General features: G+C 65.6%; 18 protein-coding genes and 2 tRNA genes. 12 read left to right on the top strand and 8 right to left on the bottom strand.

Annotated features, from left to right (window positions below; all coding sequences use genetic code 11):
• The first annotated feature begins 129 nt into the window (after nucleotides 1-129).
• From C8N44_RS13365 to tgt, 4 genes are all read left to right on the top strand, one after another.
• Complete coding sequence (locus C8N44_RS13365) at nucleotides 130-1,296, top strand: peptidoglycan glycosyltransferase FtsW (protein ID WP_107977284.1); 1,167 nt, start codon at nucleotides 130-132, stop codon at nucleotides 1,294-1,296.
• Between the two features lie 137 nt (nucleotides 1,297-1,433).
• A complete protein-coding gene (locus tag C8N44_RS13360; protein ID WP_107977283.1) occupies nucleotides 1,434-2,570 on the top strand; it encodes a UDP-N-acetylglucosamine--N-acetylmuramyl-(pentapeptide) pyrophosphoryl-undecaprenol N-acetylglucosamine transferase in 1,137 nt (378 codons plus the stop codon).
• 13 nt (nucleotides 2,571-2,583) lie between these two features.
• Nucleotides 2,584-3,981 carry a UDP-N-acetylmuramate--L-alanine ligase gene (gene murC, locus C8N44_RS13355; RefSeq protein WP_107977314.1) on the top strand — a complete coding sequence of 466 codons (1,398 nt, stop codon included), beginning with the start codon at nucleotides 2,584-2,586 and terminating at the stop codon, nucleotides 3,979-3,981.
• Nucleotides 3,982-4,101: 120 nt separating this feature from the next.
• Nucleotides 4,102-5,229, top strand: coding sequence for a tRNA guanosine(34) transglycosylase Tgt (gene tgt, locus C8N44_RS13350; RefSeq protein ID WP_107977282.1), 1,128 nt, complete (start codon nucleotides 4,102-4,104; stop codon nucleotides 5,227-5,229).
• Between the two features lie 44 nt (nucleotides 5,230-5,273).
• Here tgt and C8N44_RS13345 read toward each other — a convergent pair whose 3' ends face one another.
• From C8N44_RS13345 to C8N44_RS13335, 3 genes are read right to left on the bottom strand one after another with little or no spacing between them, the layout of a single operon-like run.
• On the bottom strand, nucleotides 5,274-6,128 hold the full coding sequence (locus C8N44_RS13345) for an NAD-dependent epimerase/dehydratase family protein (protein ID WP_107977281.1): 855 nt from the start codon (nucleotides 6,126-6,128) through the stop codon (nucleotides 5,274-5,276).
• A complete protein-coding gene (locus C8N44_RS13340) occupies nucleotides 6,125-6,952 on the bottom strand; it encodes a glycosyltransferase (RefSeq protein WP_107977280.1) in 828 nt (275 codons plus the stop codon). The genes C8N44_RS13345 and C8N44_RS13340 overlap by 4 nt, the downstream gene beginning before the upstream one ends.
• The gene (locus C8N44_RS13335; RefSeq protein ID WP_107977279.1) at nucleotides 6,949-8,169 is read right to left on the bottom strand and encodes an NAD-dependent epimerase/dehydratase family protein; all 1,221 of its coding nucleotides are present in this window, start codon (nucleotides 8,167-8,169) and stop codon (nucleotides 6,949-6,951) included. Before C8N44_RS13335 ends, C8N44_RS13340 begins: the two co-directional genes overlap by 4 nt.
• Nucleotides 8,170-8,342: 173 nt before the next feature.
• On the opposite strand from C8N44_RS13335, the gene C8N44_RS13330 reads away from it, so the two are divergent.
• The 4 genes from C8N44_RS13330 to C8N44_RS13315 all read left to right on the top strand — a co-directional run bounded on the left by C8N44_RS13330 (nucleotide 8,343) and on the right by C8N44_RS13315 (nucleotide 12,784).
• The gene (locus tag C8N44_RS13330) at nucleotides 8,343-9,449 is read left to right on the top strand and encodes an alkene reductase (protein WP_107977278.1); all 1,107 of its coding nucleotides are present in this window, start codon (nucleotides 8,343-8,345) and stop codon (nucleotides 9,447-9,449) included.
• 304 nt (nucleotides 9,450-9,753) lie between these two features.
• On the top strand, nucleotides 9,754-12,165 hold the full coding sequence (gene lon, locus C8N44_RS13325; RefSeq protein ID WP_107977277.1) for an endopeptidase La: 2,412 nt from the start codon (nucleotides 9,754-9,756) through the stop codon (nucleotides 12,163-12,165).
• 172 nt (nucleotides 12,166-12,337) lie between these two features.
• Nucleotides 12,338-12,412 (top strand) — tRNA-Val (locus C8N44_RS13320).
• A 296-nt stretch (nucleotides 12,413-12,708) separates the two neighbouring features.
• Nucleotides 12,709-12,784, top strand: a tRNA-Val gene (locus C8N44_RS13315).
• Between the two features lie 45 nt (nucleotides 12,785-12,829).
• Here C8N44_RS13315 and C8N44_RS13310 read toward each other — a convergent pair.
• The 4 genes from C8N44_RS13310 to C8N44_RS13295 all read right to left on the bottom strand — a co-directional run bounded on the left by C8N44_RS13310 (nucleotide 12,830) and on the right by C8N44_RS13295 (nucleotide 18,042).
• The gene (locus tag C8N44_RS13310; protein ID WP_107977276.1) at nucleotides 12,830-14,524 is read right to left on the bottom strand and encodes a peptide ABC transporter substrate-binding protein; all 1,695 of its coding nucleotides are present in this window, start codon (nucleotides 14,522-14,524) and stop codon (nucleotides 12,830-12,832) included.
• 278 nt (nucleotides 14,525-14,802) lie between these two features.
• Nucleotides 14,803-15,984 carry a vWA domain-containing protein gene (locus C8N44_RS13305; protein WP_107977275.1) on the bottom strand — a complete coding sequence of 394 codons (1,182 nt, stop codon included), beginning with the start codon at nucleotides 15,982-15,984 and terminating at the stop codon, nucleotides 14,803-14,805.
• Nucleotides 15,985-16,470: 486 nt separating this feature from the next.
• Nucleotides 16,471-16,638: an apolipoprotein acyltransferase gene (locus C8N44_RS13300; protein ID WP_107977274.1), complete on the bottom strand. Its 168-nt coding sequence runs from the start codon at nucleotides 16,636-16,638 to the stop codon at nucleotides 16,471-16,473.
• A 24-nt stretch (nucleotides 16,639-16,662) separates the two neighbouring features.
• Entirely contained in the window at nucleotides 16,663-18,042 is a 1,380-nt protein-coding gene (locus C8N44_RS13295; protein ID WP_107977313.1) for a DUF2927 domain-containing protein, read from the bottom strand.
• Nucleotides 18,043-18,456: 414 nt separating this feature from the next.
• On the opposite strand from C8N44_RS13295, the gene C8N44_RS13290 reads away from it, so the two are divergent.
• The gene (locus C8N44_RS13290; protein ID WP_107977273.1) at nucleotides 18,457-20,082 is read left to right on the top strand and encodes an acyl-CoA dehydrogenase family protein; all 1,626 of its coding nucleotides are present in this window, start codon (nucleotides 18,457-18,459) and stop codon (nucleotides 20,080-20,082) included.
• 433 nt (nucleotides 20,083-20,515) lie between these two features.
• Nucleotides 20,516-21,205 carry a hypothetical protein gene (locus C8N44_RS13285; protein ID WP_188758742.1) on the top strand — a complete coding sequence of 230 codons (690 nt, stop codon included), beginning with the start codon at nucleotides 20,516-20,518 and terminating at the stop codon, nucleotides 21,203-21,205.
• Nucleotides 21,206-21,227: 22 nt separating this feature from the next.
• Here C8N44_RS13285 and C8N44_RS13280 read toward each other — a convergent pair whose 3' ends face one another.
• Nucleotides 21,228-22,070, bottom strand: a complete 843-nt coding sequence (locus C8N44_RS13280) for an AAA family ATPase (RefSeq protein ID WP_107977272.1) — start codon at nucleotides 22,068-22,070, stop codon at nucleotides 21,228-21,230.
• Nucleotides 22,071-22,549: 479 nt separating this feature from the next.
• On the opposite strand from C8N44_RS13280, the gene dksA reads away from it, so the two are divergent.
• Both dksA and C8N44_RS13270 read left to right on the top strand, forming a co-directional pair.
• The gene (gene dksA, locus C8N44_RS13275; RefSeq protein WP_107977271.1) at nucleotides 22,550-22,972 is read left to right on the top strand and encodes an RNA polymerase-binding protein DksA; all 423 of its coding nucleotides are present in this window, start codon (nucleotides 22,550-22,552) and stop codon (nucleotides 22,970-22,972) included.
• 80 nt (nucleotides 22,973-23,052) lie between these two features.
• Nucleotides 23,053-24,225: an FAD-dependent monooxygenase gene (locus C8N44_RS13270; protein WP_107977270.1), complete on the top strand. Its 1,173-nt coding sequence runs from the start codon at nucleotides 23,053-23,055 to the stop codon at nucleotides 24,223-24,225.
• The last annotated feature ends 13 nt before the right edge of the window (nucleotides 24,226-24,238 follow it).

Below are 24,238 nucleotides of genomic sequence, written 5' to 3'. Positions count from 1 at the left end.
TCCGTTCTGCTATTGGCCGAGATCCTACGCCACGCGCGCGTCTTAAAGCTGGCTTGGTTGGTAGAATTCGGCTAGAGTATTATTCAGACCCGGAAAACGGGCGTTCAGAGGCAGACGAGCGGTATTCCCATGACAGAAATGGTCTATGGCGCAGCACCCCTGCGCACAGCCGAGCCCATCCTTTCGCGTTGGTGGCGCACGGTCGACAAGTGGTCGCTATCTTGTGTCCTTATGCTCTTTGGGGTGGGGCTGCTTCTCGGCCTCGCCGCGTCGCCGCCTCTGGCCGAGCGGAACGGACTCGAGCCTTTCTACTATGTCCAGCGTCAGGCCTTTTTCGGTCTACTCGGGCTGATTGCGCTGGTTCTGGCATCCATGATGGGGCCCGTGCTGGTGCGTCGCTTGTCGGTGCTGGGCTTCATTGTAGCCTTCGTTGCCCTGGCGATGCTTCCCTTTTTCGGAACGGATTTCGGCAAGGGGGCCGTGCGCTGGTATTCGATGGGCTTTGCTTCGCTGCAGCCGTCCGAGTTTCTGAAGCCGCTCTTCGTCATTGCCTGCGCATGGCTCATGGCGGCGGGGCAGGAGCTTGGCGGACCTCCGGGCCGTGTCTATTCCTTCGCGCTCATGGTCGCCATCGTGGCGATGCTCGCCCTGCAGCCGGACTTCGGGCAGGCGTGCCTCGTCCTCTTCGGCTGGGGCGTGATGTGGTTCGTCGGCGGCGCGCCGATGTTCCTTCTGATGGCGCTCGCGGGCGTGGTCGTCTTCTTCGGAACGGTCGCCTACAACGCATCCGAGCACTTCGCCCGGCGTATCGACGGCTTCCTCAGCCCCGAGGTCGACCCGAACACGCAGCTCGGCTACGCCACGAACGCCATCCGCGAAGGTGGCTTCTTCGGTGTGGGCGTTGGCGAAGGCCAAGTGAAATGGTCGCTTCCTGACGCCCATACGGACTTCATCATCGCCGTCGCGGCCGAGGAATACGGCCTGATCCTGGTGGGTGCGATCATCACGCTTTACATGGTTGTTGTCGTCCGCTCGATGATCCGCCTGATGCGCGAACGTGATCCCTTCATCCGGCTTGCGGGCACCGGGCTTGCAGCCATCTTCGGCGTGCAGGCCATGATCAACATGGGTGTCGCTGTGCGGCTGTTGCCGGCCAAGGGCATGACGCTTCCCTTCGTCAGCTATGGTGGTTCTTCGGTCATCGCGGCCGGTATTGGCGTCGGGATGCTCTTGGCCTTCACGAGAACGCGGCCGCAGGGCGAGATCGGTGATCTCTTGCGCAGCCGGCGCCGCTGAGCGCGTGTCCGGGCAGGCCGCTTCCGAAGTCATGAGCGGGTCGCCGAGTGGCCTCGTCGGCGTCCTTCCGCCGGTGGCGTTGCGGTGCCAATTCCGCTCGTATATGCGGCGCCAATCCAAGGCACGGAGGTTTCCTGATGGCTGCTGATCGCAGGCCCCTGTTGTTGATGGCAGCAGGTGGCACGGGTGGGCACATGTTCCCGGCGCAAGCTCTGGCGGAAACGCTTCTGGCCCGCGGCTGGCGCGTGAAGCTCTCGACCGATGCGCGCGGGGCACGCTACGTCGGGGGCTTTCCGGACGAGGTCGAGATCGAGGAAGTCTCTAGCGCGACCTTTGCGCGAGGGGGCGTGGCGGCACGTGCGCTGGTTCCCTTTCGCATCGCCGGTGGCGTCGGCGACATGGCCCTTCGGATGCGACGCGACAAACCCGCCGCGGTGATCGGCTTCGGCGGCTATCCCTCGATCCCTGCGCTCAGCGCCGCGATCCTGCTGGGCTTGCCGCGCATGATCCATGAACAGAACGGGGTTCTTGGCAAGGTCAACAAGCTGTTCGCCACGAGGGTGACCCGTATCGCCTGCGGCACCTGGCCCACAGAGCTCCCGGACGGAGTTGACGCTGTTCACACCGGAAACCCTGTGCGCCAGGCGGTCTTTGAACGCGCCGGCGCAGGCTACATCCCGCCGGGCGATTATCCCATGTCTGTGCTCGTCATCGGCGGCAGCCAGGGGGCCCGCATCCTCAGCGATATTGTCCCGCCCGCCTTCGCTGCGCTGCCGGACCATATGCGCCAACTGGTTCGCGTCAATCAGCAGGCCCGGCCAGAGGATATCGACCGCGTCTCGGCCTTTTATGCCGAGGTCGGGATCGACGCCGATGTTCAGCCGTTCTTCCATGACGTCCCGAGCCGGATGAGCGAGGCGCAACTGGTGATCTCGCGCTCGGGGGCGTCCAGTGTTGCGGACCTGAGCGTGATCGGCAGGCCCTCGATCCTCATTCCCTACGCGGCGGCGATCCGGGATGAGCAGAGCGCCAACGCCCGGCCGTTGGTCGAGGCGGGTGCCGCGATCCGGATGCCGGAAAGTCAGCTTTCGGTCGAAAGCCTGACCGAGTCGATCCGGGCCGTCCTGGAGAACCCCGAAGGCGCCACGCAGATGGCGCGGGCGGCGCTGAGCGTCGGCAAACCCGAGGCGGCCAACGCGCTTGCCGATGAAATCGAGCAACTGTCAGGAACGACAAGAAAAGAAGGGGCAGGTTATGAAGGATCTGGAACTTGAACGGAGCGCGGTCATGACCGGGGCGACCAAGCTGCCCGGCGACGTCGGGCCCATCCACTTCGTCGGCATCGGCGGTATCGGCATGTCCGGCATTGCCGAGGTTTTGCTGAACCATGGCTACAGGGTCCAGGGATCGGACCTGAAGGAGTCGAAGATCACAGGGCGCCTCAAGGCGCTTGGCGCCGAGATCTTCATCGGCCAGAGCGCCGAGAACCTCGAGAAGGCCGAGGTCGTGGTTATTTCCTCCGCCATCAAGCCTGGCAATGCCGAGCTTGACGAGGCGCGGCGCCGCGGCCTTCCCGTGGTGCGCCGGGCCGAGATGCTGGCCGAGCTCATGCGGCTCAAGTCCAATGTTGCTGTCGCCGGCACTCATGGCAAGACGACGACCACCACCATGGTCGCCACGCTTCTGGATGCGGGTCACTTCGACCCCACTGTGGTGAACGGCGGGATCATCCACGCCTATGGCTCCAACGCGCGTATGGGGCAGGGCGAATGGATGGTGGTGGAGGCCGACGAGAGCGACGGGACCTTCAACCGCCTGCCGGCCACCATTGCCATCGTCACCAACATCGACCCCGAGCACATGGAGCACTGGGGCAGCATCGAGAACCTGCGCAAGGGCTTCTACGATTTCGTCTCGAACATCCCCTTTTACGGGCTTGCGGTCTGCTGCACCGATCACACCGAGGTGCAGTCGCTTGTCGGGCGCGTCACCGACCGCCGTGTCGTGACCTACGGGTTCAACGCACAGGCCGACGTGCGGGCCGTGAACCTGACCTACAAGGGCGGCGTGGCGCATTTCGACGTGGTCTTCCAGGGGGACGACGAGGTGATCGAGGGCGTGACCCTGCCGATGCCCGGGGACCACAACGTCAGCAACGCGCTTTCCGCCGTTGCCGTGGCCCGGCATCTGGGCATGGCCGGTGAGGAGATCCGCGCTGCGCTGGCGAGCTTTGGCGGCGTCAATCGCCGTTTCACCCGCGTGGGTGAGGTGAACGGCGTGACCATCATCGACGACTACGGGCACCACCCGGTCGAGATCGCGGCGGTGCTCAAGGCGGCGCGGCAGGCGACGGAAGGCCGGGTGATCGCCGTGCACCAACCGCACCGCTATTCGCGCCTCTCGGGGCTTTTCGAGGATTTCTGCACCTGCTTCAACGAGGCCGATGTCGTCGCGATTGCCGATGTCTTTGGCGCAGGCGAAGACCCGATCCCCGGCGCCACGCGCGACGACCTTGTCGCGGGCCTGGTGCGGCACGGGCATCGCCACGCGCGCGCGATCCGCGACGAAGATGATCTCGAACGGCTGGTGCGGGAACAGGCACAGCCCGGCGACATGGTTGTCTGCCTCGGTGCGGGGACCATCAGCGCCTGGGCCAACAACCTGCCCGCGCGGCTTGCCGAGTGATCGCACGCGATTTTGCATGAGATATCCGGGCGCGCGGGCTTTTCAGTGCGCCCGGCATGCGGCAGATAGCGCCGGTCCCGCCTCGTCTGTCGAGGAGGGCTGAAGCTGCTGGAGCGTAAGATGACGGAAACCGGGTTCGAGCTTAAGGCGCAGGACGGCAAGGCGCGGACTGGTCTCTTGCGTACGCCGCGCGGGGATATTCGCACGCCCGCTTTCATGCCTGTGGGGACGGCGGCCACTGTGAAGGGCATGCTACCTGAGAGCGTGCGCGAGACCGGCGCCGATATCCTGCTGGGCAACACCTACCATCTGATGCTGCGCCCCGGCGCCGAACGCATCGCCCGCCTTGGCGGTCTTCATCAGTTCATGAACTGGCAAAGGCCGATCCTGACCGACTCCGGTGGCTTTCAGGTGATGAGCCTTGCTGACCTCAGGAAGCTGACTGAGGAGGGCGTGACTTTCCGCTCGCATGTCGACGGGTCGAAGCACCATCTGACCCCGGAGCACTCGATGGAGATCCAGCGGCTTCTGGGGTCGGACATCGTGATGGCCTTCGACGAATGCCCCGCCTTGCCAGCGGATCGCGCGCGCATCGAGGAGAGCATGCGCCTGTCGATGCGGTGGGCTCTGCGGTCGCGCGAGGCCTTCGGGGATCGCCCCGGCCACATGCTTTTCGGGATCCAGCAGGGCGGGCTCGAGCGCGACCTCAGAGAGGAGAGCGCCAGGGCTCTGCGGGATATCGGATTTGAGGGCTATGCCGTCGGTGGGCTTGCCGTGGGCGAGGGGCAGGAGGCCATGTTCTCCTGCCTCGACTACGCGCCCGACATGCTTCCCGAGGACAAGCCGCGATATCTGATGGGGGTCGGCAAGCCCGATGATATCGTCGGTGCCGTGAAGCGCGGCATCGACTTGATGGACTGCGTGCTGCCCTCGCGCTCGGGCCGGACCGGCCAGGCTTGGACGCGACGCGGTCAGGTCAACATTAAGAACGCGCGTCATGCGGACGACCCGCGGCCGCTGGATGAAGACTGTGGCTGCCCGGCGTGCCGAAGCTACAGCCGCGCCTATCTGCACCACGTCTTCCGGTCCGGCGAGATGATCTCCGGCATGCTGCTAACCTGGCACAACCTTCATTATTATCAGGAGCTTATGGCGGGACTGCGCACTGCCATCTTTGAGGGGACGTTCGAGAGTTTCGAGGCGGCGTTCCACGAGGCCCGCGCGGAAAGGGATATTCCGCGGCTGTAATTTGGGGAGGGGGACGCTGCCCCCCCTCTTGGCCTGCGGCCAATTCACCCCCGAGGTATTCCCGGCGAAGAGAAGTCGGTGTGGAGTAGCGCAGGCAGGGTGGCCTGAAGCAGGTCAAGGCCGCCGGGCTGCCAGCCCAGTGCGTGTAACCTGTTGCAGATCAGCGGATTGACGGCACGGGCGCTGCGCGCCGGGGGGGCATGCGGGCATCCTGTCAGGTGCCGCACTGCTGCGAGCAGGTCGTGCCGGTCAAGCATCATGTCGGAGGCGTGCACCGGACCACTTTCGTCTGACGCGGGAAGCAAGCTCACAGCCGAGGCGAGATCGTCCACGTGCAACTCGGTGCCGCGCCGCGGCTCGATGGGTTGACCGGCGAGGTAGTCCGCGAAGAGCGGCGCCCACTTGTTGGCCTTGCCGGGACCGTAGAGGCCGGTGCAGCGCAGGGCGATGCCCTGAAGCGGCAGGGAAAAGAGATGCTTTTCGGCCTCGGCCTTGATCTGGCCATAGAGGCTCCGGGGGCAGGTCGGGCGATCTTCCGTCAGGGTCGTAGCTTCGCCAAGCCCGTCATAGACCGCGCGGCTTGACAGGAAGATCACGTGTCGGACACCGGCTTTTGCGCTGTCTTCGAATAGACGACAGGTTCCGTCGAGGTTGGCTGTGCGAAACCCCTGCGGGTCGTCGCCCTCGCCGCCCCTGTATCGACCGGGCGCGTGGGCGAAGGCGGCGTGTATCAGAGCATCGAAACCGGCGAGGTCGGGCGTAGGTGATCCGAGACGCCAAGGCAGATGCGGATGGCCCGGCACCGGGTTGCGTCCGAGCACCGTGATTTCGTGCCCGGCAAGGCCCCTTAGTAGAGCCTCGCCCGCGATGCCGCTTGCGCCGGTGAGCGCGATCTTCATGGGCGGGGCAGGGTGTCTAGGTCGGGTGTGCGGCCCTCAGCAAAGCCCTGCCAGACTTCGATCAGGGGGCGCAGACGGTCGGCCTTGGCATGATCCTGCCAGGGCTTTTCATACTGGAAATGCAGCACGCGGATGCTGTCCCAGTCCCAGAGATCCGGCAGGTTCATCCAGACGTATTGCAGCATGTTGTCGAAGACCGGCAGGCCGTGCCAGTCGGGAAAGAAGTCCTGCAGGAAGGTCTGGTCCGTGCGCCGCCAGAAGGCGCCCTCGGTATCGAGCCGCGCCAGCATGGCATCGAAGGTCGCGGGATCGGGGCGGGCGCTGAAGACGCCGGAGTTCATGCGCCGGAAATCCACGAGGTTCTCATAGACATTGGGCGCGGCGCTGAACTCGGGATAGGCGAGCAGCCGGTCAATGTTCTTCAACACGACCGTATCGGCATCGAGAAAGACCACGGACTCGTAATCGAGCTGCCAGAGCCGGAGTTTCACGAAATTGTCCAAAGGTGTGTGAAACTTCGGTTTTTCGCCCCGGGTGAAGGGGGCGGCACCGTGCAGCGCCTCGCGCGTATGGGCGGCGTTGAAGGCGTCGGATGTTGGCAGCAGATCGGTCTCAATCAGCCTCGCGCCGAGGGCGCGCAGTGGGGTGAGGGCCTCGGTCGAAACGCCGCCGGTGTACAGGACGCAGAAATCGGCCGTCGTCCCGCTCAGCCGCAGAGAATGCCCCAGCGCCTTGGCGCCGAGCGCGAAGTCGTCGTTGGTGACGAGAGTGACGTAGCCCGACGCACTGCGCGCCGGGCCTTCGGGTCGCAGCGCGAGGTTCACGAGACCGACTTGAGCGCCTTGCCCTCGGGATCACGCTCCACCCGGCTGCCGAGATCGCGGGTCCAGGCCGAAACGGCGGGCACGCGCGAGCGGTCGATGCGGTGGGCGTATTTCTTGGCCACGTCGACCACCTCGGACAGAAGGCCCTCGGCCAGCGTCGTCGGGTTCAGCCCGAGTGTAAGGAACTGGTCGTTCTTCACCACGAGGTCGTTCTCGGGGGCTTCCTTGCGCGGGTTGGGCAGGTACTTGATCGACGCACCGGTGAGTTTCGAAACCAGTTCTGCCAGGTCGCGCACGCGGTGTGTTTCGGTCATCTGGTTGAAGATGCGGACACGTTCGCCGTGCTCGGGCGCATCACCAAGCGCAAGCTCGATGCAGCGGACGCTGTCCTGGATGTGGATGAAGGCGCGGGTCTGGCCGCCGGTGCCGTGTACCGTCAGCGGGTAGTCGATCGCCGCCTGGATCAGGAAGCGGTTGAGCACGGTGCCGTAGTCGCCGTCGTAATCGAACCGGTTGATCAGCTGTTCGTGCCGGCGCGTCTGGTCGGTATGCGTGCCCCAGACGATCCCCTGGTGCAGGTCGGTGATCCGCAGCCCGTCGTTCTGGGCGTAGAACTGGAAGAGGATCTGATCGAGCGACTTGGTCATGTGATAAACCGAGCCGGGCTTGGTCGGGTAGAGGATCTCCTGCCGCGCCTTGGTGCCCTCCAGCGTCTCGATATCCACGTCGAGATAGCCCTCGGGGATCGCGGCGCCGACCGAGGAATAGCCGTAGACACCCATGGTGCCGAGGTGCACGAGATGCGCGTCGCACTCGGCCTCAACCATGGCGGCCAAAAGATTGTGGGTCGCGTTTACGTTGTTGTTGACGGTGTAGACCTTGTGGCGGTCGGTCTTCATCGAATAGGGGGCCGCGCGCTGCTCGGCGAAGTGTACGATGGCGTCGGGCTTGTGTTCGGTCAGCCAGCCCTTGAGACGCTCGTATTCGCCCGAGAGATCGAGCAGGTGGAAGCGGATCGTCTCGCCCGAGACTTCTTTCCAGATGCGGCAGCGCTCCTGAATGCTGTCCATCGGCGTGAGCGACTGGACGCCCAGTTCGGTGTCGATCCAGCGCCGCGACAGGTTGTCGAGAATGTGGATCTCGTGGCCTTGCGCGGAGAGATGGAGACAGGTGGGCCAGCCGACGAAACCGTCGCCGCCGAGGATCGCGATGCGCATGGATCATTCCCCCAAGTTATCTTTGGAAAACGGGGGTAACGGTGCGCTCGGCGAAAGTAAAACGAATGTTCTGCGACGAACCGCAACTGTGCGGAATTGCGCAAGGTCACGCGGGTCGTCCTGCCTGCTTGGCGCGTTACATCCACCGGACCCAAACAACAGGAGTGCGCTTGATGAGTACCCCAAGCCTGTTCGAACCGGTCGCCTGTGGCGCGATCGACATGAAGAACCGCATCGTCATGGCCCCGCTCACCCGCAATCGCGCGATGAACGAAGACGATGCCCCCATGGACATCCACGTGGAATACTACCGCCAGCGCGCCGGTGCCGGGCTGATCATCACCGAGGCCACGCAGATCACTCCCGAAGGCAAGGGCTATGCCTGGACGCCCGGCATTCATTCGCAGGCGCAGGTCGTCGCCTGGAAGAAGGTGACCGAGGCCGTGCATGCCGCCGGAGGCCGCATCGTGCTGCAGCTCTGGCACGTGGGCAGGATCAGCCATACCTCGCTGCAGAAAGAGGGCAAGGACCCGGTAGCGCCTTCGGCGATCCGTGCGGAGGGCGTAAATACCTTCGATGGCGAGCAGATGGTAGAGGTTTCGGCGCCGCGCGCGCTCGACCTCGATGAACTGCCCCGGGTGGTCGAGGATTTCCTCAAGGCTGCCGAAAACGCCAAGGCCGCGGGCTTCGACGGTGTCGAAGTTCACGGCGCGAACGGCTACCTGCTGGACCAGTTTCTCAAAGACGGCACAAACAAGCGCGAGGACGCCTACGGCGGAAGCTACGAAAACCGCGTAAAGCTGATGGACGAGGTTTTGGATGCGGTTACCAGCGTCTGGGAACCTTCGCGCGTCGGCATCCGGATCTCGCCGTTTTCGCCCGCCAACGGAGCCGAGGAGAGCGACCCCGAAGCCTTGGCGGAATTCCTCGTGCCGCACCTTTCGGGGCGTGGGCTGGCCTACCTGCACGTGATCGAGGGACACACCGGCGGCCCGCGCGACTTCAAGGGCGCGGATCTCGGGACGCTCAAGAAACAGTTCGATGGGCTCTGGATGGGCAACAACGGGTATGACCGCGATCTTGCCATCTCTCGCTTGAGCGAAGGCGAGGTAGATCTGGTGGCCTTCGGCGTGCCCTACATCGCCAATCCCGATCTCGCGCATCGGCTCGAGATCGACGCGCCGCTGAACGAACCGGACAAGTCGACCTTCTACGGTGGCGGGGAAGCGGGCTACACCGACTATCCCTTTCTCGACGGTCGCGACCGCGCCGGGGGCTGACAGCGCCATATGCCTACGCAATATGAAAGGGGCGGCCATCTGGCCGCCCCATTGTTTTTGCATGGCCTTAGGGTCCGGCGCGTAGGTATCGCTTGAGCGCCCCGCGGTTATCCACCGCAGAATTGCATCTGGCCGAGAGGCTGGCCTTGCACCCTTGCGCCGGGGGCGCCATGGTTCGGCCCTGGCCTGACGTGCGAGGTTGAAATTCATGGTCTCAACCCCACGTTAAAGGTCCATAAACGGAGACGGCCAACGCTGCCGCAAAGCGGGGCCAGGCGGTCTTGCCAAGAACAGGAAGCCGAGCATGCAACACTCCCTCAATCCCTCTTATCCGGTGCTGCCGCTTCGCGACATCGTCGTGTTCCCCCACATGATCGTGCCCCTTTTCGTGGGACGCGAGAAATCGGTGCGCGCGCTGGAAGAGGTGATGAAAGATGACAAGCAGATCCTGCTTGCCGCACAGGTTGATCCTGCCGAGGACGATCCCGAACCCGCGGGCATCTACCAGTCCGGCGTGCTGGCCAATGTGCTGCAGCTGCTGAAATTGCCGGACGGCACTGTGAAGGTGCTGGTCGAAGGGCAGGCGCGCGTCAGCATCACCGAGTACCTCGAAAACGACAGCTTCTTCGAAGCGGAGGCCGAGCTTGTCTCCGAGATGCCGGGGGATCCCACGGCCATCGAGGCGCTCACCCGCACCGTCGCCGAAGAGTTCGAGCGCTACGCCAAGGTCAAGAAGAACATCCCCGAAGAGGCGCTTGCCGCCGTTGGCGAAAGCCAGGAAGCGGCCAAGCTCGCGGACCTCGTGGCGGGTCATCTCGGCGTCGAGGTGAACCAGAAGCAGGAACTTCTGGAGACGCTGTCCGTGAGCGACCGTCTTGAGAAGGTTTATGGCCTGATGCAGGGCGAGATGAGCGTTCTTCAGGTCGAGAAGAAGATCAAGACGCGCGTCAAGTCGCAGATGGAGAAGACCCAGCGCGAGTACTACCTCAACGAACAGATGAAGGCGATCCAGAAGGAGCTGGGTGACGGCGAGGACGGCGAGGGCGAAATCGCCGAGCTGGAAGAGCGCATCGCCAACACGAAGCTCTCGCAGGAAGCCAAGGACAAGGCCGAGGCCGAGCTGAAGAAGCTCAAGAACATGTCGCCCATGTCGGCTGAGGCCACCGTCGTGCGCAACTACCTCGACTGGATGCTGTCCATTCCGTGGGGCACCAAGAGCCGCGTGAAAAAGGATCTTCCCCGTGCCCAGAAGATACTCGACGATGACCACTACAGCCTCGAGAAGGTGAAGGAACGGATCGTCGAATATCTGGCCGTTCAGGCGCGTTCCAAGAAGCTCAAGGGGCCGATCCTCTGCCTCGTCGGCCCTCCGGGTGTCGGCAAGACGTCGCTGGGCAAGTCCATGGCCAAGGCAACCGGGCGCGAGTTCATCCGCATCTCGCTTGGTGGCGTGCGCGATGAATCCGAGATCCGCGGCCATCGCCGGACCTATATCGGCTCCATGCCCGGTAAGATCATCCAGGCGCTGAAAAAGGCCAAGACCACGAACCCGCTCATCCTGCTCGACGAGATTGACAAGATGGGGCAGGACTTCCGTGGCGATCCGGCTTCGGCCATGCTCGAAGTGCTCGACCCCGAGCAGAACGGTACCTTCGTGGACCACTACCTCGAGGTGGAATACGACCTGTCCAACGTCATGTTCGTGACCACGGCCAACAGCTACAACATGCCGGGGCCGCTGCTCGACCGGATGGAGATCATCCCGCTCTCGGGCTACACCGAGGACGAAAAACTCGAGATCGCCAAGCGGCACCTGCTCGACAAGCAGGTCAAGGCGCATGGCCTCAAGAAGGGCGAGTTCGAGATCGAAGACGCGGCCCTGACCGACGTGATCCGCTACTACACGCGCGAGGCCGGTGTCCGGAATCTCGAGCGCGAGATTGCCAAGATCGCGCGGAAGGCCGTGACCAAGATCGTCAAGGGCGAGGAATCGACCGTCCGGGTCACACCGGACAACCTGAACGACTTCCTCGGGGTGCGGAAGCATCGCTTCGGCCTTGCCGAGGACGAGAACCAGGTGGGGGTCGTGACAGGGCTTGCCTACACCTCGGTCGGCGGCGACCTGCTCCACATCGAGGCGCTCAAGCTGCCGGGCAAGGGCCGGATGAAGACCACCGGCAAGCTTGGGGACGTCATGAAGGAGAGCATCGACGCTGCAAGCTCCTACGTCCGCTCGATCTCGCCGCAGATCGGGATCAAGCCGCCGCGCTTCGACAAGTGGGACATCCACGTCCACGTGCCTGACGGTGCGACGCCCAAGGATGGCCCTTCGGCCGGGATGGCGATGGTCACCTCTATTGTGTCGTCGCTGACCGGTATCCCGGTCCGCAAGGACATCGCCATGACCGGCGAGGTCTCACTGCGCGGCAACGCGATGCCGATTGGCGGGCTGAAGGAAAAGCTTCTCGCGGCACTGCGGGGCGGGATCACCACGGTGTTCATCCCCGAGGAGAACGAGAAGGATCTTGAGGAGCTGCCTGACAACGTTAAGGAAGGCCTCACAATCGTGCCCGTCAAGCACGTCTCCGAAGTTTTGGAGCAGGTCCTTGTCCGCAAGCCCGAGCCCATTGAGTGGGATGAGGCAGCAGAGGAAGCCGCAGAAGCCGCGCGCAGCCCGCGTGCCGAGGACGCGGCAACCGGTGCCGTCGCGCACTGACGATAGATGGCTGCAAGTCACGAACGGGCGCCGCGAGAGTGATCTCGCGGCGCCTTTTTCTGGTCGCGACGGGTGACGCGCCTGCGGGTGGCGATGGGGACCGGGATCGGTTCAAAAACTCGATTTTCCCCCCTTGCACCCCCCTCAGCCTGACGGTATTAGCCCCGCTACCGGGTGATTAGCTCAGTGGTAGAGCGCTTCGTTCACATCGAAGATGTCAGAGGTTCAAATCCTCTATCACCCACCAGAATTCCTTCGAAGCGTGCCTGTCCGGGCGCGCTTTTCCTTTTCAGAAGGCATGGTTGGAACCGCACGAGCCGGGGCATCGGGGTGCATCGTATTGACGCCTTGGGTGAAGAAACGAACTCCGACAGAGGCGCTGATCTTCGCATGACAGGTTCGCCAGAGCGCTTTCGACAGCCCTCTCTCGGCTGGCGAGGCCGTCCCGCACGCATACGGGGAGCAGGCGGCGAAATTGCCTGCCGATGTGGTCTCTAAGGGCTTGATACGCCTGCAGGAGGACAGTAGAAGCCAGCGGCGCGGGGGCGGTTAGCTCAGCTGGTAGAGCGCTTCGTTTACACCGAAGATGTCGGGGGTTCGAATCCCTCACCGCCCACCACCCACCGGACAGCTCAAGGAGACATGAGACGTGGCGACGGTGGTTTCACTCCTCGCTGCGGTACCAGTCAGCGATGTTCCAGAGTTCGCTGTCCCAAGCATTCATCCGGACACCCGCCAGATCATGCGCCCTTGCTGAAAGCCGGCCACGGTGCACCAGCGGGATGGTCATTCCGTTCTCAACCACCATTCGGTTAAGCTCGCGCCCGATCGCCTGCCTCTCGGCGATGTCTGCGGTCCGCGTCAGCTCCTCATAGAGCGCATCGTATTCGGGCATGCAGAACCGTGCGATGTTCATGCCCTGCCACTGCGTCTCGGGTGAGGGGGCTTCGTCGCAGAGGGCAAAGGCGAGGTAGGCCTGCGGATCAGGATCCGGAAAGCTTCCGGCAAACATCTGCACATCCGCATAGAACTTCTGCAAGGTATCCGGCGAACCGGGATCGCCGCTGAAGAAGACCGAAGGGTCGATGTTGCGGAGTTCGACGGCAAAGCCGATGTCTTCCCACCAGTTCTTGACGAGCGCCTGGATGTCCTGCCGGACCGAGCTGGTCGCTGTCTGGTAGAGAATGGAAAGAGGCGTTCCGTCAAGCTCGCGCACGCCGTCACCATCGGTATCGACGACGCCCGCCTCGTCCAGCAGGGCGCGCGCGCCATCCAGATCCTGGGTCGCGCAGCCGTCGACGTCGATGTCGTAGCCTGCCGGCGCAGGAATCCAGGAGCATGTGGCGCGGCCTGTCTTGCCGAAACCGACCTCGATCAGCTGACTGCGGTCAATTGCAAGCGAGAGCGCCCGATAGACCGCTGGATGCTGAAGAAAGGGGTGCGGCCGGACAACCGAGCGCTCGCCCTCCGGCAGGCCCGGATCGGGGTTCGTGTGGTTCAGCAGGATGCTCTCGAGGGTCGACCCGAAGGCGGCGACGCTGACGCCGTGCCCTTCTTCCTCCATGTCGGCGATGACATCGGGGGCGAGTTGGAACTGCCATGCGTAATCGTATTCGCCGGTCTCCAGAACCGCCTGTGCCGCGCCTCCGGTCGCGCCTGCACCCTTGAGTTCCACCCCGGAGAAGGCAGGCTTGTCGGCTTCGCGGTACTCGGGGTTTCTGGTGAACATGACCACGTCGTTCGGTCTGAATTCCTCGATCACAAAGGGGCCCGTCCCGATCGGCGCGAAATTGGCCTCGGTGCAGCTTGGGGCGGCCTCACCGATGCAGTCTTCGAACTGCGCGGCCTGCAGGATCGGGGCTTCGGAGGACACGAACGGGCCGTAGGGGTTCGGCATTGGCCGTTCGAAGCGGATGACGACGGTCTGCGGATCGGGGGTCGCAATCTCCGCGATATGGTCGAACCGCGTGCTGCGCGCGCAGCCGACGTCGGGATGCGTGCAATAGGCGTAGGTGAACGCGACGTCTCCGCTGGTGACCGATGTCCCGTCCGACCACTTCAGGTCAGGCTTGAGCGTCCAGGTGATCGTCGTGAGATCCTCACTGATGCCGCCATTGTTCACTGTCGGCACCTGGGTCGCGAGCCAGGGAATGATCTCGCCATCTTCGTCGTAGCGCGCCAGCGGTTCCAGAACCAGAGTGGCTGCATCCAGCTCCTTGATGCCGCCCGAAAGGTAGGGATTCAGCGTGGAAGGCGCCTGCGGCGTGATGAGCCGCAACGCGGTTTGCGGCGTTTGCGCTGACGCTGTGGCTGTGCCCAGGACGATGGCGAGTAGGACAAAGCTGAAACGACGTGTCATCTGGAAACCCTGGCAGCCGGAAGCTTCAGGTTGTTACGCTCGAGTTCGCTGTTGGCGCAACCTTTGCTCGACCAATGACGACGAAGAATGTTCGTACTTGTTGCCATCTGCACGCGGCGTGGACGAAGCCGGGCCGGTCTCTTGCACATCTGCTCTCCCTCGCACGATGGACCACCGCAGGTGGGGCGCGCAAAGTCATGCCGTGCTTGCGCTCAGGCGGCAGATCGCGGGGATGAAGAGGGACCGCTGCCCGGCGTCCGGGTGCCTGCATTCCGGGGTCAGACCATCATGCGCATGCCGCTGTCGATGCCTTCGAGGGTCATCGGAACCATGCGATCCTCGAAGATCTCGCGGATCATGCCGATGCTCTGGGTGTATTGCCAGTATTTCTGCGGGACCGGATTAATCCAGAGGTGGCCTGGCCACTGGTCGCGGGCGCGCTGGAGCCAGACCTGACCCGCCTCGGCGTTCCAGTGCTCGTTGGCGCCGCCCGGGTAGGCGATCTCGTAGGGCGACATCGAGGCGTCGCCCACGAAGATGCACTTGTAGTCGGGACCATAGGTGTTGAGCACCTCCCACGTGGAGGTCTGGGCGTCCCAGCGGCGACGGTTGTCGCGCCAGACGCCCTCGTAGAGGCAGTTGTGGAAGTAGTAGTGTTCGAGGTGCTTGAACTCGGCGCGGGCGGCGCTGAAGAGCTCCTCGACCACCTTGATGTGGTCGTCCATGGACCCGCCCACGTCGAGGAAGAGCAGGACCTTCACCGCGTTGCGGCGCTCTGGCCGGGTCTTCACGTCGAGCCAGCCCTGTTCGGCGGTGGAGCGGATCGTGCCTTCGAGGTCGAGCTCCTCGTGGGCGCCGTCGCGGGCCCACTGGCGCAGGCGTTTGAGGGCGACCTTGATGTTGCGGGTTCCAAGCTCGATGCTGTCGTCGTACTCGCGGAACTCGCGCTTGTCCCAGACCTTCACTGCCTTGCGGTGGCGGCTTTCGTGCTGGCCGATGCGGACGCCCTCGGGGTTGTAGCCGTAGGCGCCGAAGGGGGAGGTGCCGGCGGTACCGACCCATTTGTTGCCGCCCTGGTGGCGGCTGTCCTGTTCCTTCAGGCGCTCCTTGAGCGTTTCGATGAGTTTCTCAAAGCCGCCCAAGGCCTCGATCTCGGCTTTCTCGTCCTCCGAGAGATGCTTCTCGGACATCTTGCGGAGCCAGTCCTCGGGGAGGTCCATGGCCTTGAGCACAGCTTCCGGCGGGATCTGGTCGAGCCCCTGGAAACTGTGGGCGAAGGCGCGGTCGAAGCGGTCGAGATGGCGCTCGTCCTTCACCATGGCGGTGCGGGCGAGGTAGTAGAAGGCCTCGGTATCATAGGTGGCGAGGCCCGCGCGGAGGCCGGCAAGGAAGGCCAGGTATTCCCGCAGGCTGACCGGCACGCCGGCGCGGCGGAGGGTCTTGAAAAAGGGCACGAACATGGGCCGACTCTAGGCGCCACGCAGGGCCGCGTCCATCGCCGAGCGAGGCAGGGAAACCGGGGACAAAAGGGTGTCCCGGGCCGGGACATCCTCGCGGAGTAACAAGATCAATGGGTTACAGAGACGAATTAACCGAATTTTAGGAATGTCCCCGATCCGTCCGCCACGAGACCGCCGCCCCAAGCGGACCTTTGCGGACAACGCACGCCGGGATGACCCGCTGGCGCGCACCATATGAAGAGCCCGGCAGGAAGGAAGAGCGCTGGCCCGGGCTTCTTCTTGGCAGAAATACTCCCGGGGGAGCCGCCCGGTACGGGTGGCGGGGGCAGAGCCCCCGGCAACACCTGCCAAAGCTGCGCCCGGTTGACCGTCGAGCCGCGCAGTCGGCCTTGGCTGGGGGGCTCTGCCCCCGTCGCGGCAGGGCCGCGACTCCCCCGAGGTGTTTTCAGCGAGAAGAAGACACGTGGCCAGGGGCGGGGGGCCGTCTCAGAGAACGACCTTTTCCAGCACCAGCGTCAGGATGAAGCCCACGAGCCCGAAGGCGATGGCGAAGACCACGGCGTATTGCGCGATGTCCGCGCGGTTGCCCTTGCGGCGCCTGGCGAGCAGGCCGCCCCAGACGGCGCCGAGTAGCATGGCGACGATGGTGATCATGTGCGGGTCCTTCGGCGTGGCCTGTCAGAAGCTGCGGGCCGGGCTGAGGGCTGCGATTTCGCGCGCCTTGGCGTGCACCGCCCAGTCCGGGCCGAAGCCGTATCGCGCCCAGCCGAGCGAGTCCAGACGCACCTGCCGCGCGCGCAGCGGCCGGCCGGTGCGCTCTAGCGCCTCGGCCTGCAGCAGCATGAGCGTCGAGAGGAGCGCCGCGTTTTCGTGCCGGCGGGCGACGGCGAGCTGCGGTCGGACCAGCGAGAGCGCCTCGCGTGGGCGGTCGCGTTCCAGCGCCCCGGTGGCGAGCTGCGCGGCGACGTAGGCGCGGTGCAGTGCGGTGTCGGCGCGGTCGCCGTAGTAGTGGTTGGCCGCCAGGAAGTGATCGCGGGCCGCCCCGGGTGCGACGACCTGAAGCTGTGTCCCGAGGATGTAGTGCGAGAAGGCGCGGCGGTGGTCGGTCCAGCCCTGCGAGCGGGCGATGTCGAGCGCGCGGACCGAGGCGCGGTAGCGTTCGGCGGGCATGGAGGCGACGGCGATCGACGTCTCGGTTGCCGCGATCCAGTCGCGCGGTGCGGGCGCGAGGGGGCGCGACGGCAGATCCTCGCCCCCCGGGTTGAGCGCCGCCAGCCGCGCGGGGAGGCGGGCGGCCACCTCGGCCCGGGTCTGGCCGCTGGCGAGCGCGGGATCGTAGTAGAGCCGCAGGATGAGCATGTCGTAGCCCGTCAGGACCGTGTGCATGTTGTCGTCGTTGAAGACGCTGTCGGGCAGCCGGTAGAGGTCGTTGAGCGGGCCGAGCGCCTGGGCCAGCTCCTCGTGCAGGCAATCTCGCAGCTCCTGCGGGCTGGCATCGGCGGGGACGAAGAGGGCGATGCGGCGCCTTTCCCGCATCCGCGACCAGCGCACCCGCGACGTCCGGCGCGTGAGCCGGTATTCCATCAGAGAGCCGACGTTGGGCGCGACAAAGCAGGCAGCGCGCGGCACATAGGTGTTGATGTCGTTGCGGGTGATCGCCTCGACCGTGATGCTGGCGCCGGGGCGGTCGGTGCGGTGGATGGAGATGCCGGCCTCTTCGCGTAGCCGCGCGAGGAGTTGGGCGAGATCCTCGTCGAGCGTGGGCGCGGGGGCACCGGTGACGCGCAGGGTGATGGGCCCTTCGAAACGCGTAAGTACCGGCAGCGCGCGGCCGTCCTCGAGCGCAAAGGAGAGGTCGAGGAAGTCGCGGGCGATGTCGGCATTGGCGCTGGTGGGGGGCGTGGGGCGCGAACCGGTAAAGCGCTTTATCACCGGCAGCCCGGCCTGCGGGCCCGGCTGGGCGGCCGCGCGTGTGATCGTATCCGATGTCCGGGGTGCCGCGCAGGCGGTGGCCAGCAGAAACGAAAGCAGCGTCGCCGCGGTGCGCAGCCGGGGCATCATCGTCTCTGGTAGGCGAGGCGGCAGGTCAGGACGCGGCCACCGAGGCTCAGGCGCAGGACGGTGACGCGGCGCTGCGGGCGGAGCGGCGTCCTCGGGGGGCTCTTCCTGGGGCTGGTCGTGGTCATCTGCGTTTGCCTGTGGGTCATGCGCGGGGGTGGTCGTGTTCGGGCGGTGGCGCCGTGGTCCTGTTCATCGCAAGGGTCACCCAGGAGGTGAGGAAACGCAATCAAGCCCCTGTGTCAGAGTGATAATACCGTGCAGCGTTGCAACATGGGGTGCCGGTAGACTGGTGGATGGCGCTGTTTCTCAAGGGGAAATTCCGTTGCGTCGGAGATGCCGGCAAGCTTGGCAGGTCAGGCACGCGCGGCCTAGTCTGGGGCCAGGAAGCGACATCAGCAGGGGGGAGTGACCATGGTTTCCGCGCGCGAGGATCTGCAGACGCACGAGGTCTGGAATCAACCACAGGTGCCGGGGCCGCGCGATCCCTGGGCGGCGGATGCCGTCCTGCGGGAGGCGGTAGCGCGTGAAGGCGGGCAGGTTGTGCCGCTGGAGACCTATGGCGCGGCGCTGGGATCGGAGGCGCTGGCGGTTGCCGCGCGCGAGGCGGAACGGCTGGCGCCTGAGCTCGTGCTCTTCGACCGCGGGGGCCGGCGGCTGGACGAGGTGCGCTATGCCACGGGATATCACGACCTGATGTCGGCCGGGATCGGCGCGGGCTACGCGGCGCTCGCCTGGGAGGGTGGTGCCGGGGGCCACGTGAGCCATGCCGCTATGGTCTATATGGCGAGCCAGCTGGAACCGGGCCATTGCTGCCCGATGACCATGACCTATGCCGGTGTGCCGGCGCTGGCCGGGCAGGGTGGTGCGCTGGAGGTCTGGCGCGAGAAGCTGCTGTCGCGGGTCTACGATCCCTCGGTGGCGCCGCTTGGCGACAAGGCGGGCGCGACGCTGGGCATGGCCATGACCGAGAAGCAGGGCGGCTCGGACGTGCGGGCCAACACGACGCGGGCGGAGCGGGATGGGGGCGACTGGCGGCTGACGGGGCACAAGTGGTTCTGCTCGGCGCCCATGTCCGACGGCTTCCTGACGCTGGCGCAGGCGCCGGAGGGGCTGAGCTGTTTCCTGGTGCCGCGGTGGCTTGACGGTGAGCGCAACCCGATCCGGATCCAGCGGCTGAAGGACAAGCTCGGAAACCGGGCGAATGCCTCGTCCGAGATCGAGTACCAGGGCGCGCTGGGGCACCTGGTGGGCGAGGCGGGCAACGGCATCCGCACGATCCTCGAGATGGTGCATCACACGCGGCTCGACACGGCGATGGCACCGGCGGGGCTGATGCGGGCGGCCTTGGCCGAGGCCTGGCACTGGGCCGAGGGCCGGCGGGTGTTCCAGAAGCGGCTGGTGGACCAGCCGCTGATGAGGGCAGTGCTGGCGGACCTCGCGCTCGACTGGGAGGCGGCGACGGCGCTGGGGCTGCGCGTGGCGCGGGCGTTCGACGCGGGCGGTGACGCGGGCGAGCGGGCGCTGGCGCGGATCGGGGTAGCGCTGGCGAAGTTCCACAATAACAAGCGCGCGCCGGTGGTTATCTACGAGGCCATGGAGGCGCTGGGGGGCATGGGATACGTCACCGACACGCCGTTGCCCATGCTTTACCGCGAGGCGCCGCTGAACGGGATCTGGGAGGGCTCAGGCAACGTGATCTGCCTCGACATCCTGCGGACGCTGGCGCGGGCGCCGGAGGCGGGCGAGGCGCTTCGGTTGGAGCTGGAGGCGGCGCGGGGGAATTCGGCGGTCTACGATGCGGCGCTCGACGCGCATGGCGCGCGCTGGCACGGGCCGCCGGAGGAGGCTGAGGCGCGGCTTTTCGCGGAGCGGCTGTCGGTGCTGCTGGCCGCCTCGCTGCTGCTGCGCTTCGCGCCGGGCGAGGTCGGGGCGACCTACGCCGCCACGCGGCTGGGCGGCGAGGCCGGGCGGATTTCGGGCGCGATCCCGGCGGGAGAGGTCGGCGTGATCCTGTCGCGGCTTTCCGGGCGCGCTTGAGGCGCACGGGGGCGTCCCGTGCCCCGTGCCAGTTGCTCGGCGTCGGCCTTGCTGCACGGGCGGGTCGGGCGTCTGCCCCAAGCTCCGGGAGTATTTGCGCCAGGAAGAAGCCCGGCTCTGAGGCGCTGCGACGTGCGCCCGTGGGACGGAAGGGACGGGGCGGCGATATACGTTGCGATTTGAGCTCGTCCTTAAGGGGGCTGGCCGCGTCGTCGCGGTGTTCGCTGGAAAGTATCTGGGCAGGACGGAGTTGCTCCCGTCTCGGGGGCGGGCACGCAGCGCTTCAGGGGTGTCGTCGATCGTGGTGCAGGAGCTTCCCTGCTCCGGTACGGTTTCCATCGGGTCACGGGGCCTTTTGCGCGGAACCCGATCCCGCCGCTGCCGTTGGGATTGCTCATATGAAATCCGACAATCGCAAGGGGGCGAGGTCACCATGGAATGGTTGAGCGAGCACAGCAGCGTCATCAATCTCTTCACGAATACGCTGATGCTGTTCGTCTGGATGGGCTACCTGCATCTGATCTTCGTGAGTTTCCGGCGCAGCAACCGGGCGGTGATCCATATCGGGATGGCGGCCAACGACGGGCAGGACGCGCGCTGTGTCGTCAGCAACATGGGGGCGGATGCGGTCTATATCCTGGCAATCCAGGTCCAGCTTGTCTGCGATGACGAGGAATTCTGCACGCTGGTGACGGACCGGGTCGAGGACGGCGAGCCGCTGGGCGGCGATTTCCGGGAGCGGACCAACCAGGGGCCCCTGGGTGGTGGCGAGGCGCTCGACATCGGCAGCTTCCAGAACATCGGCGAGCGCGCGGCGAAAAATACCGCGGCGAACATCGCCATCGACCGCTGTACCTCCATGGAGATCACCGTGGTCGTGGCCGCGCAGCAGGCTCACAAGCTGCTTGGGGGCTACAAGCGCTACGACATTACCCGTCGCGACGGCATCCTGCACTTTGCGTCGGAGGATGTTCTCACCAAGCAGATCAGCAGTCGCAAGCGCCGCAGCCAGCTGAGGTACGTGATCTCGCGCGACGGGCGTGGCGACGACGACCGCGACCTCGCTGCGATGAAGCGGGAGGCCGAGCAGGAGCAGACCGGCCCGCGCCAGAACGCGGCCTGATCGTCGGTGCGGGCGGCGGGGGTCAGCGGCCCTGCCGTCGCGCCATGAAGGCGAGCCGTTCGAAAAGGTGCACGTCCTGCTCGTTCTTGAGCAGGGCGCCGTGCAGTTTCGGCAACAGGTTCGTGCCCTCGCGCTTGAGATCTTCGGGCCCTAGGTCCTCGGCCAGCAACAGCTTCAGCCAGTCGAGCACTTCGGAGGTGGAGGGGCGTTTCTTGAGGCCCGGCTGTTCGCGCAGCTCGTAAAACTGGGTCAGCGCGGTGGTCAGCAGGCTTTCCTTGATGCCGGGGAAGTGCACCTCGACGATGCTGCGCAGGGTCTCGGCATCGGGAAACTTGATGTAGTGGAAGAAGCAGCGGCGCAGGAAGGCGTCGGGCAGCTCCTTTTCGTTGTTGGAGGTGATGATGACGATGGGGCGCTGTTTGGCCTTCACCGTCTCGCAGGTCTCGTAGACGAAGAACTCCATCCGGTCGAGTTCCTGCAGCAGGTCGTTGGGGAACTCGATATCGGCCTTGTCGATCTCGTCGATGAGCAGGACCACGCGGCCCTCGGCCTCGAAGGCCTGCCAGAGCTTGCCCTTGCGGATGTAGTTGCGCACGTCGTTGACGCGTTCGTCGCCGAGTTGGCTGTCCCGCAGGCGCGAGACGGCATCGTATTCGTAGAGACCCTGTTGGGCGCGGGTGGTGGACTTGATCGACCATTCGATCATCGGCACGCCGAGGGAGGCGGAGACCTGGCGCGCCAGCTCGGTCTTGCCGGTGCCCGGCTCGCCCTTCACCAGGAGCGGGCGTTCGAGGGTAATGGCGGCGTTGACCGCCATGGTCAGGTCGTCGGTCGAGACGTAGTCGCGTGTGCCGTCGAAGCGCATGGGCCTGCCTCTCGCGTTGGATGCCGCTGAAAGGGGTAGGTCGGTGGCGGGAGCTTTGCAAGTGCGGCAGCTCCGCTGCGCCGCGTGACGCCGTGTCGTGCGCGAGTCGCCGACTGCGGAGCGACATTGAAGCCAGCGACGCCGCATTCGGGAAAGCCGCGATGTCTTGGGGGTGGTTAAGGTGGCCGTTTTCATGTCCGGCGCGCATGGTCCCGATCGGGCATAAATTGCGACCCGTCATGACGGAGATGCCCTGCGATTGGGCGCCGTTTCGGGGGGAGATGCCGGGTTTCGCGGCACTGCGGCAACCGCGGCGGGTGCGAGCCATTCCGCCGCAGCCTTTCCGGGCGAAATTGGGGCAACCATTTGAGATTGCGGCGTGACAAAGTGGTAGCCTTCAGTTAAGAGCCACCCGCAGGGGTGCCAAATATCTGGGGAAAATCTTCATGATGGGTATTGGCGTTGATGAGGGAGCGCAGATGAAGGCGGAAACCTTTCTTCCCGACGATTATCGTCCGGCAGAAGATGAACCTTTCATGAACGATCGCCAGCTGGAGTACTTCCGGCGCAAGCTTCACGCATGGAAGAACGACCTTCTGGCAGAGAGCCGCGACACGATCGAGGCCCTACAGGAAGGCACGCGGAACATTCCCGACGTGACTGACCGTGCCAGCGAGGAAACCGACCGCGCGATCGAACTTCGCACGCGCGACCGGCAGCGCAAGCTGGTGGCCAAGATCGACTCGGCGCTGCGCCGGATCGACGAGGGCGAATACGGCTACTGCGAAGTGACCGGCGAGCCGATCAGCCTCAAGCGGCTGGACGCGCGTCCGATCGCGACCATGAGCCTCGAGGCGCAGGAGCGCCACGAACGCCGCGAGAAGGTGCATCGCGACGACTGATTGTCCCGCAAGGGGCACGGCGAGGACACAAAAGGCGCCGGGGCCCGAGCCCTGGCGCTTTTGCGTCTCTGGGGGGCCGGATGGCGTTTTCTGATCTTGAGATCACGGTGATCGGCGGCGGCATCGGCGGGCTGGCCGCGGCCATTGCCCTGCGGCAGCGCGGCGCCAACGTCGTGGTGCTGGAGCAGGCTGAGGCGATCCGCGAGGTCGGCGCGGGACTGCAGATCAGCCCCAACGGGCTGCGGGTGCTGGCGGCGCTTGGGCTGGATACGCGGCTGGCGGAAGTGTCCTGCCGCGGGCAGGCGGTGTCGCTGCGTGACGGCGCACGGGGGGCCGAGGTCGCGCGGGTCGATCTGACCGGGGCCGAGCCGGGCTATTACTTCGTGCATCGCGCCGATCTGATCGACCTGCTGGGTGCGGCGGCGCGCGAGGCGGGCGTCAAGCTGCGGCTGCTCCAGAAGGTGGCCGAGGTGACGCCGGGCGCGCCGCCGGCCATTTCGCTCGCCAACGGGGATCGCTGCGGCGGGGATCTCGTGGTCGGGGCTGACGGGCTGCATTCGGTTCTGCGACCCGCGCTAAACGGGCCGGCCGAGCCCTTCTTTACCGGGCAGGTGGCCTGGCGGGCGGTGGTGCCGAACGTGACGGATCATCCGGCCGAGGCTCGGGTGCACATGGGGCCCGGACGGCACGTGGTGACCTATCCGCTGCGCGACGGCAGCGTGGTGAACATGGTGGCGGTCGAGGAACGCAAGGGCTGGGTCGCCGAGGGCTGGAGCCATCGCGACGAGGCGGCGAACCTGCGCGCGGCTTTCTCGGGCATGTCGCCGGAGCTGCGGCGCCTGATGGAGGGGGCCGAGGCGCCGGGGCTCTGGGGGCTGTTCCGCCACCCGGTGGCGCGGCGCTGGCATGGTGAGGGCGTGGCTATCCTCGGCGATGCGGCGCACCCGACGCTGCCCTTCCTTGCGCAGGGGGCGAACCTTGCGCTGGAGGATGCCTTCGTGCTTGCCGCCTCGCTGGACGGGGCGCCGGACGTGGCGGCGGGGCTGCAGCGTTACCAGGCGCGCAGGCGGGATCGGGCGGCGAAGGTGATCGCGGCGGCCAATGGCAACGCGTGGAAGTACCACTTGCGCAACCCTCTGATCCGGGGCGCGGCGCACATGGTGCTGGGCCTCGCCAGCCGGGCGGCGCCGGGGCAGATGGTGAAGCAGTTCGACTGGCTTTACGGCTACGACGCGACGAGGGGCGCGGCCTGAGCGGCCGCGCCTC

Source organism: Allosediminivita pacifica (genome assembly GCF_003054175.1).
GTDB lineage: Bacteria > Pseudomonadota > Alphaproteobacteria > Rhodobacterales > Rhodobacteraceae > Allosediminivita > Allosediminivita pacifica.
The sequence above is the reverse complement of the archived record's forward strand: the minus strand, read 5'-3'. Positions and strand labels throughout refer to the sequence as shown.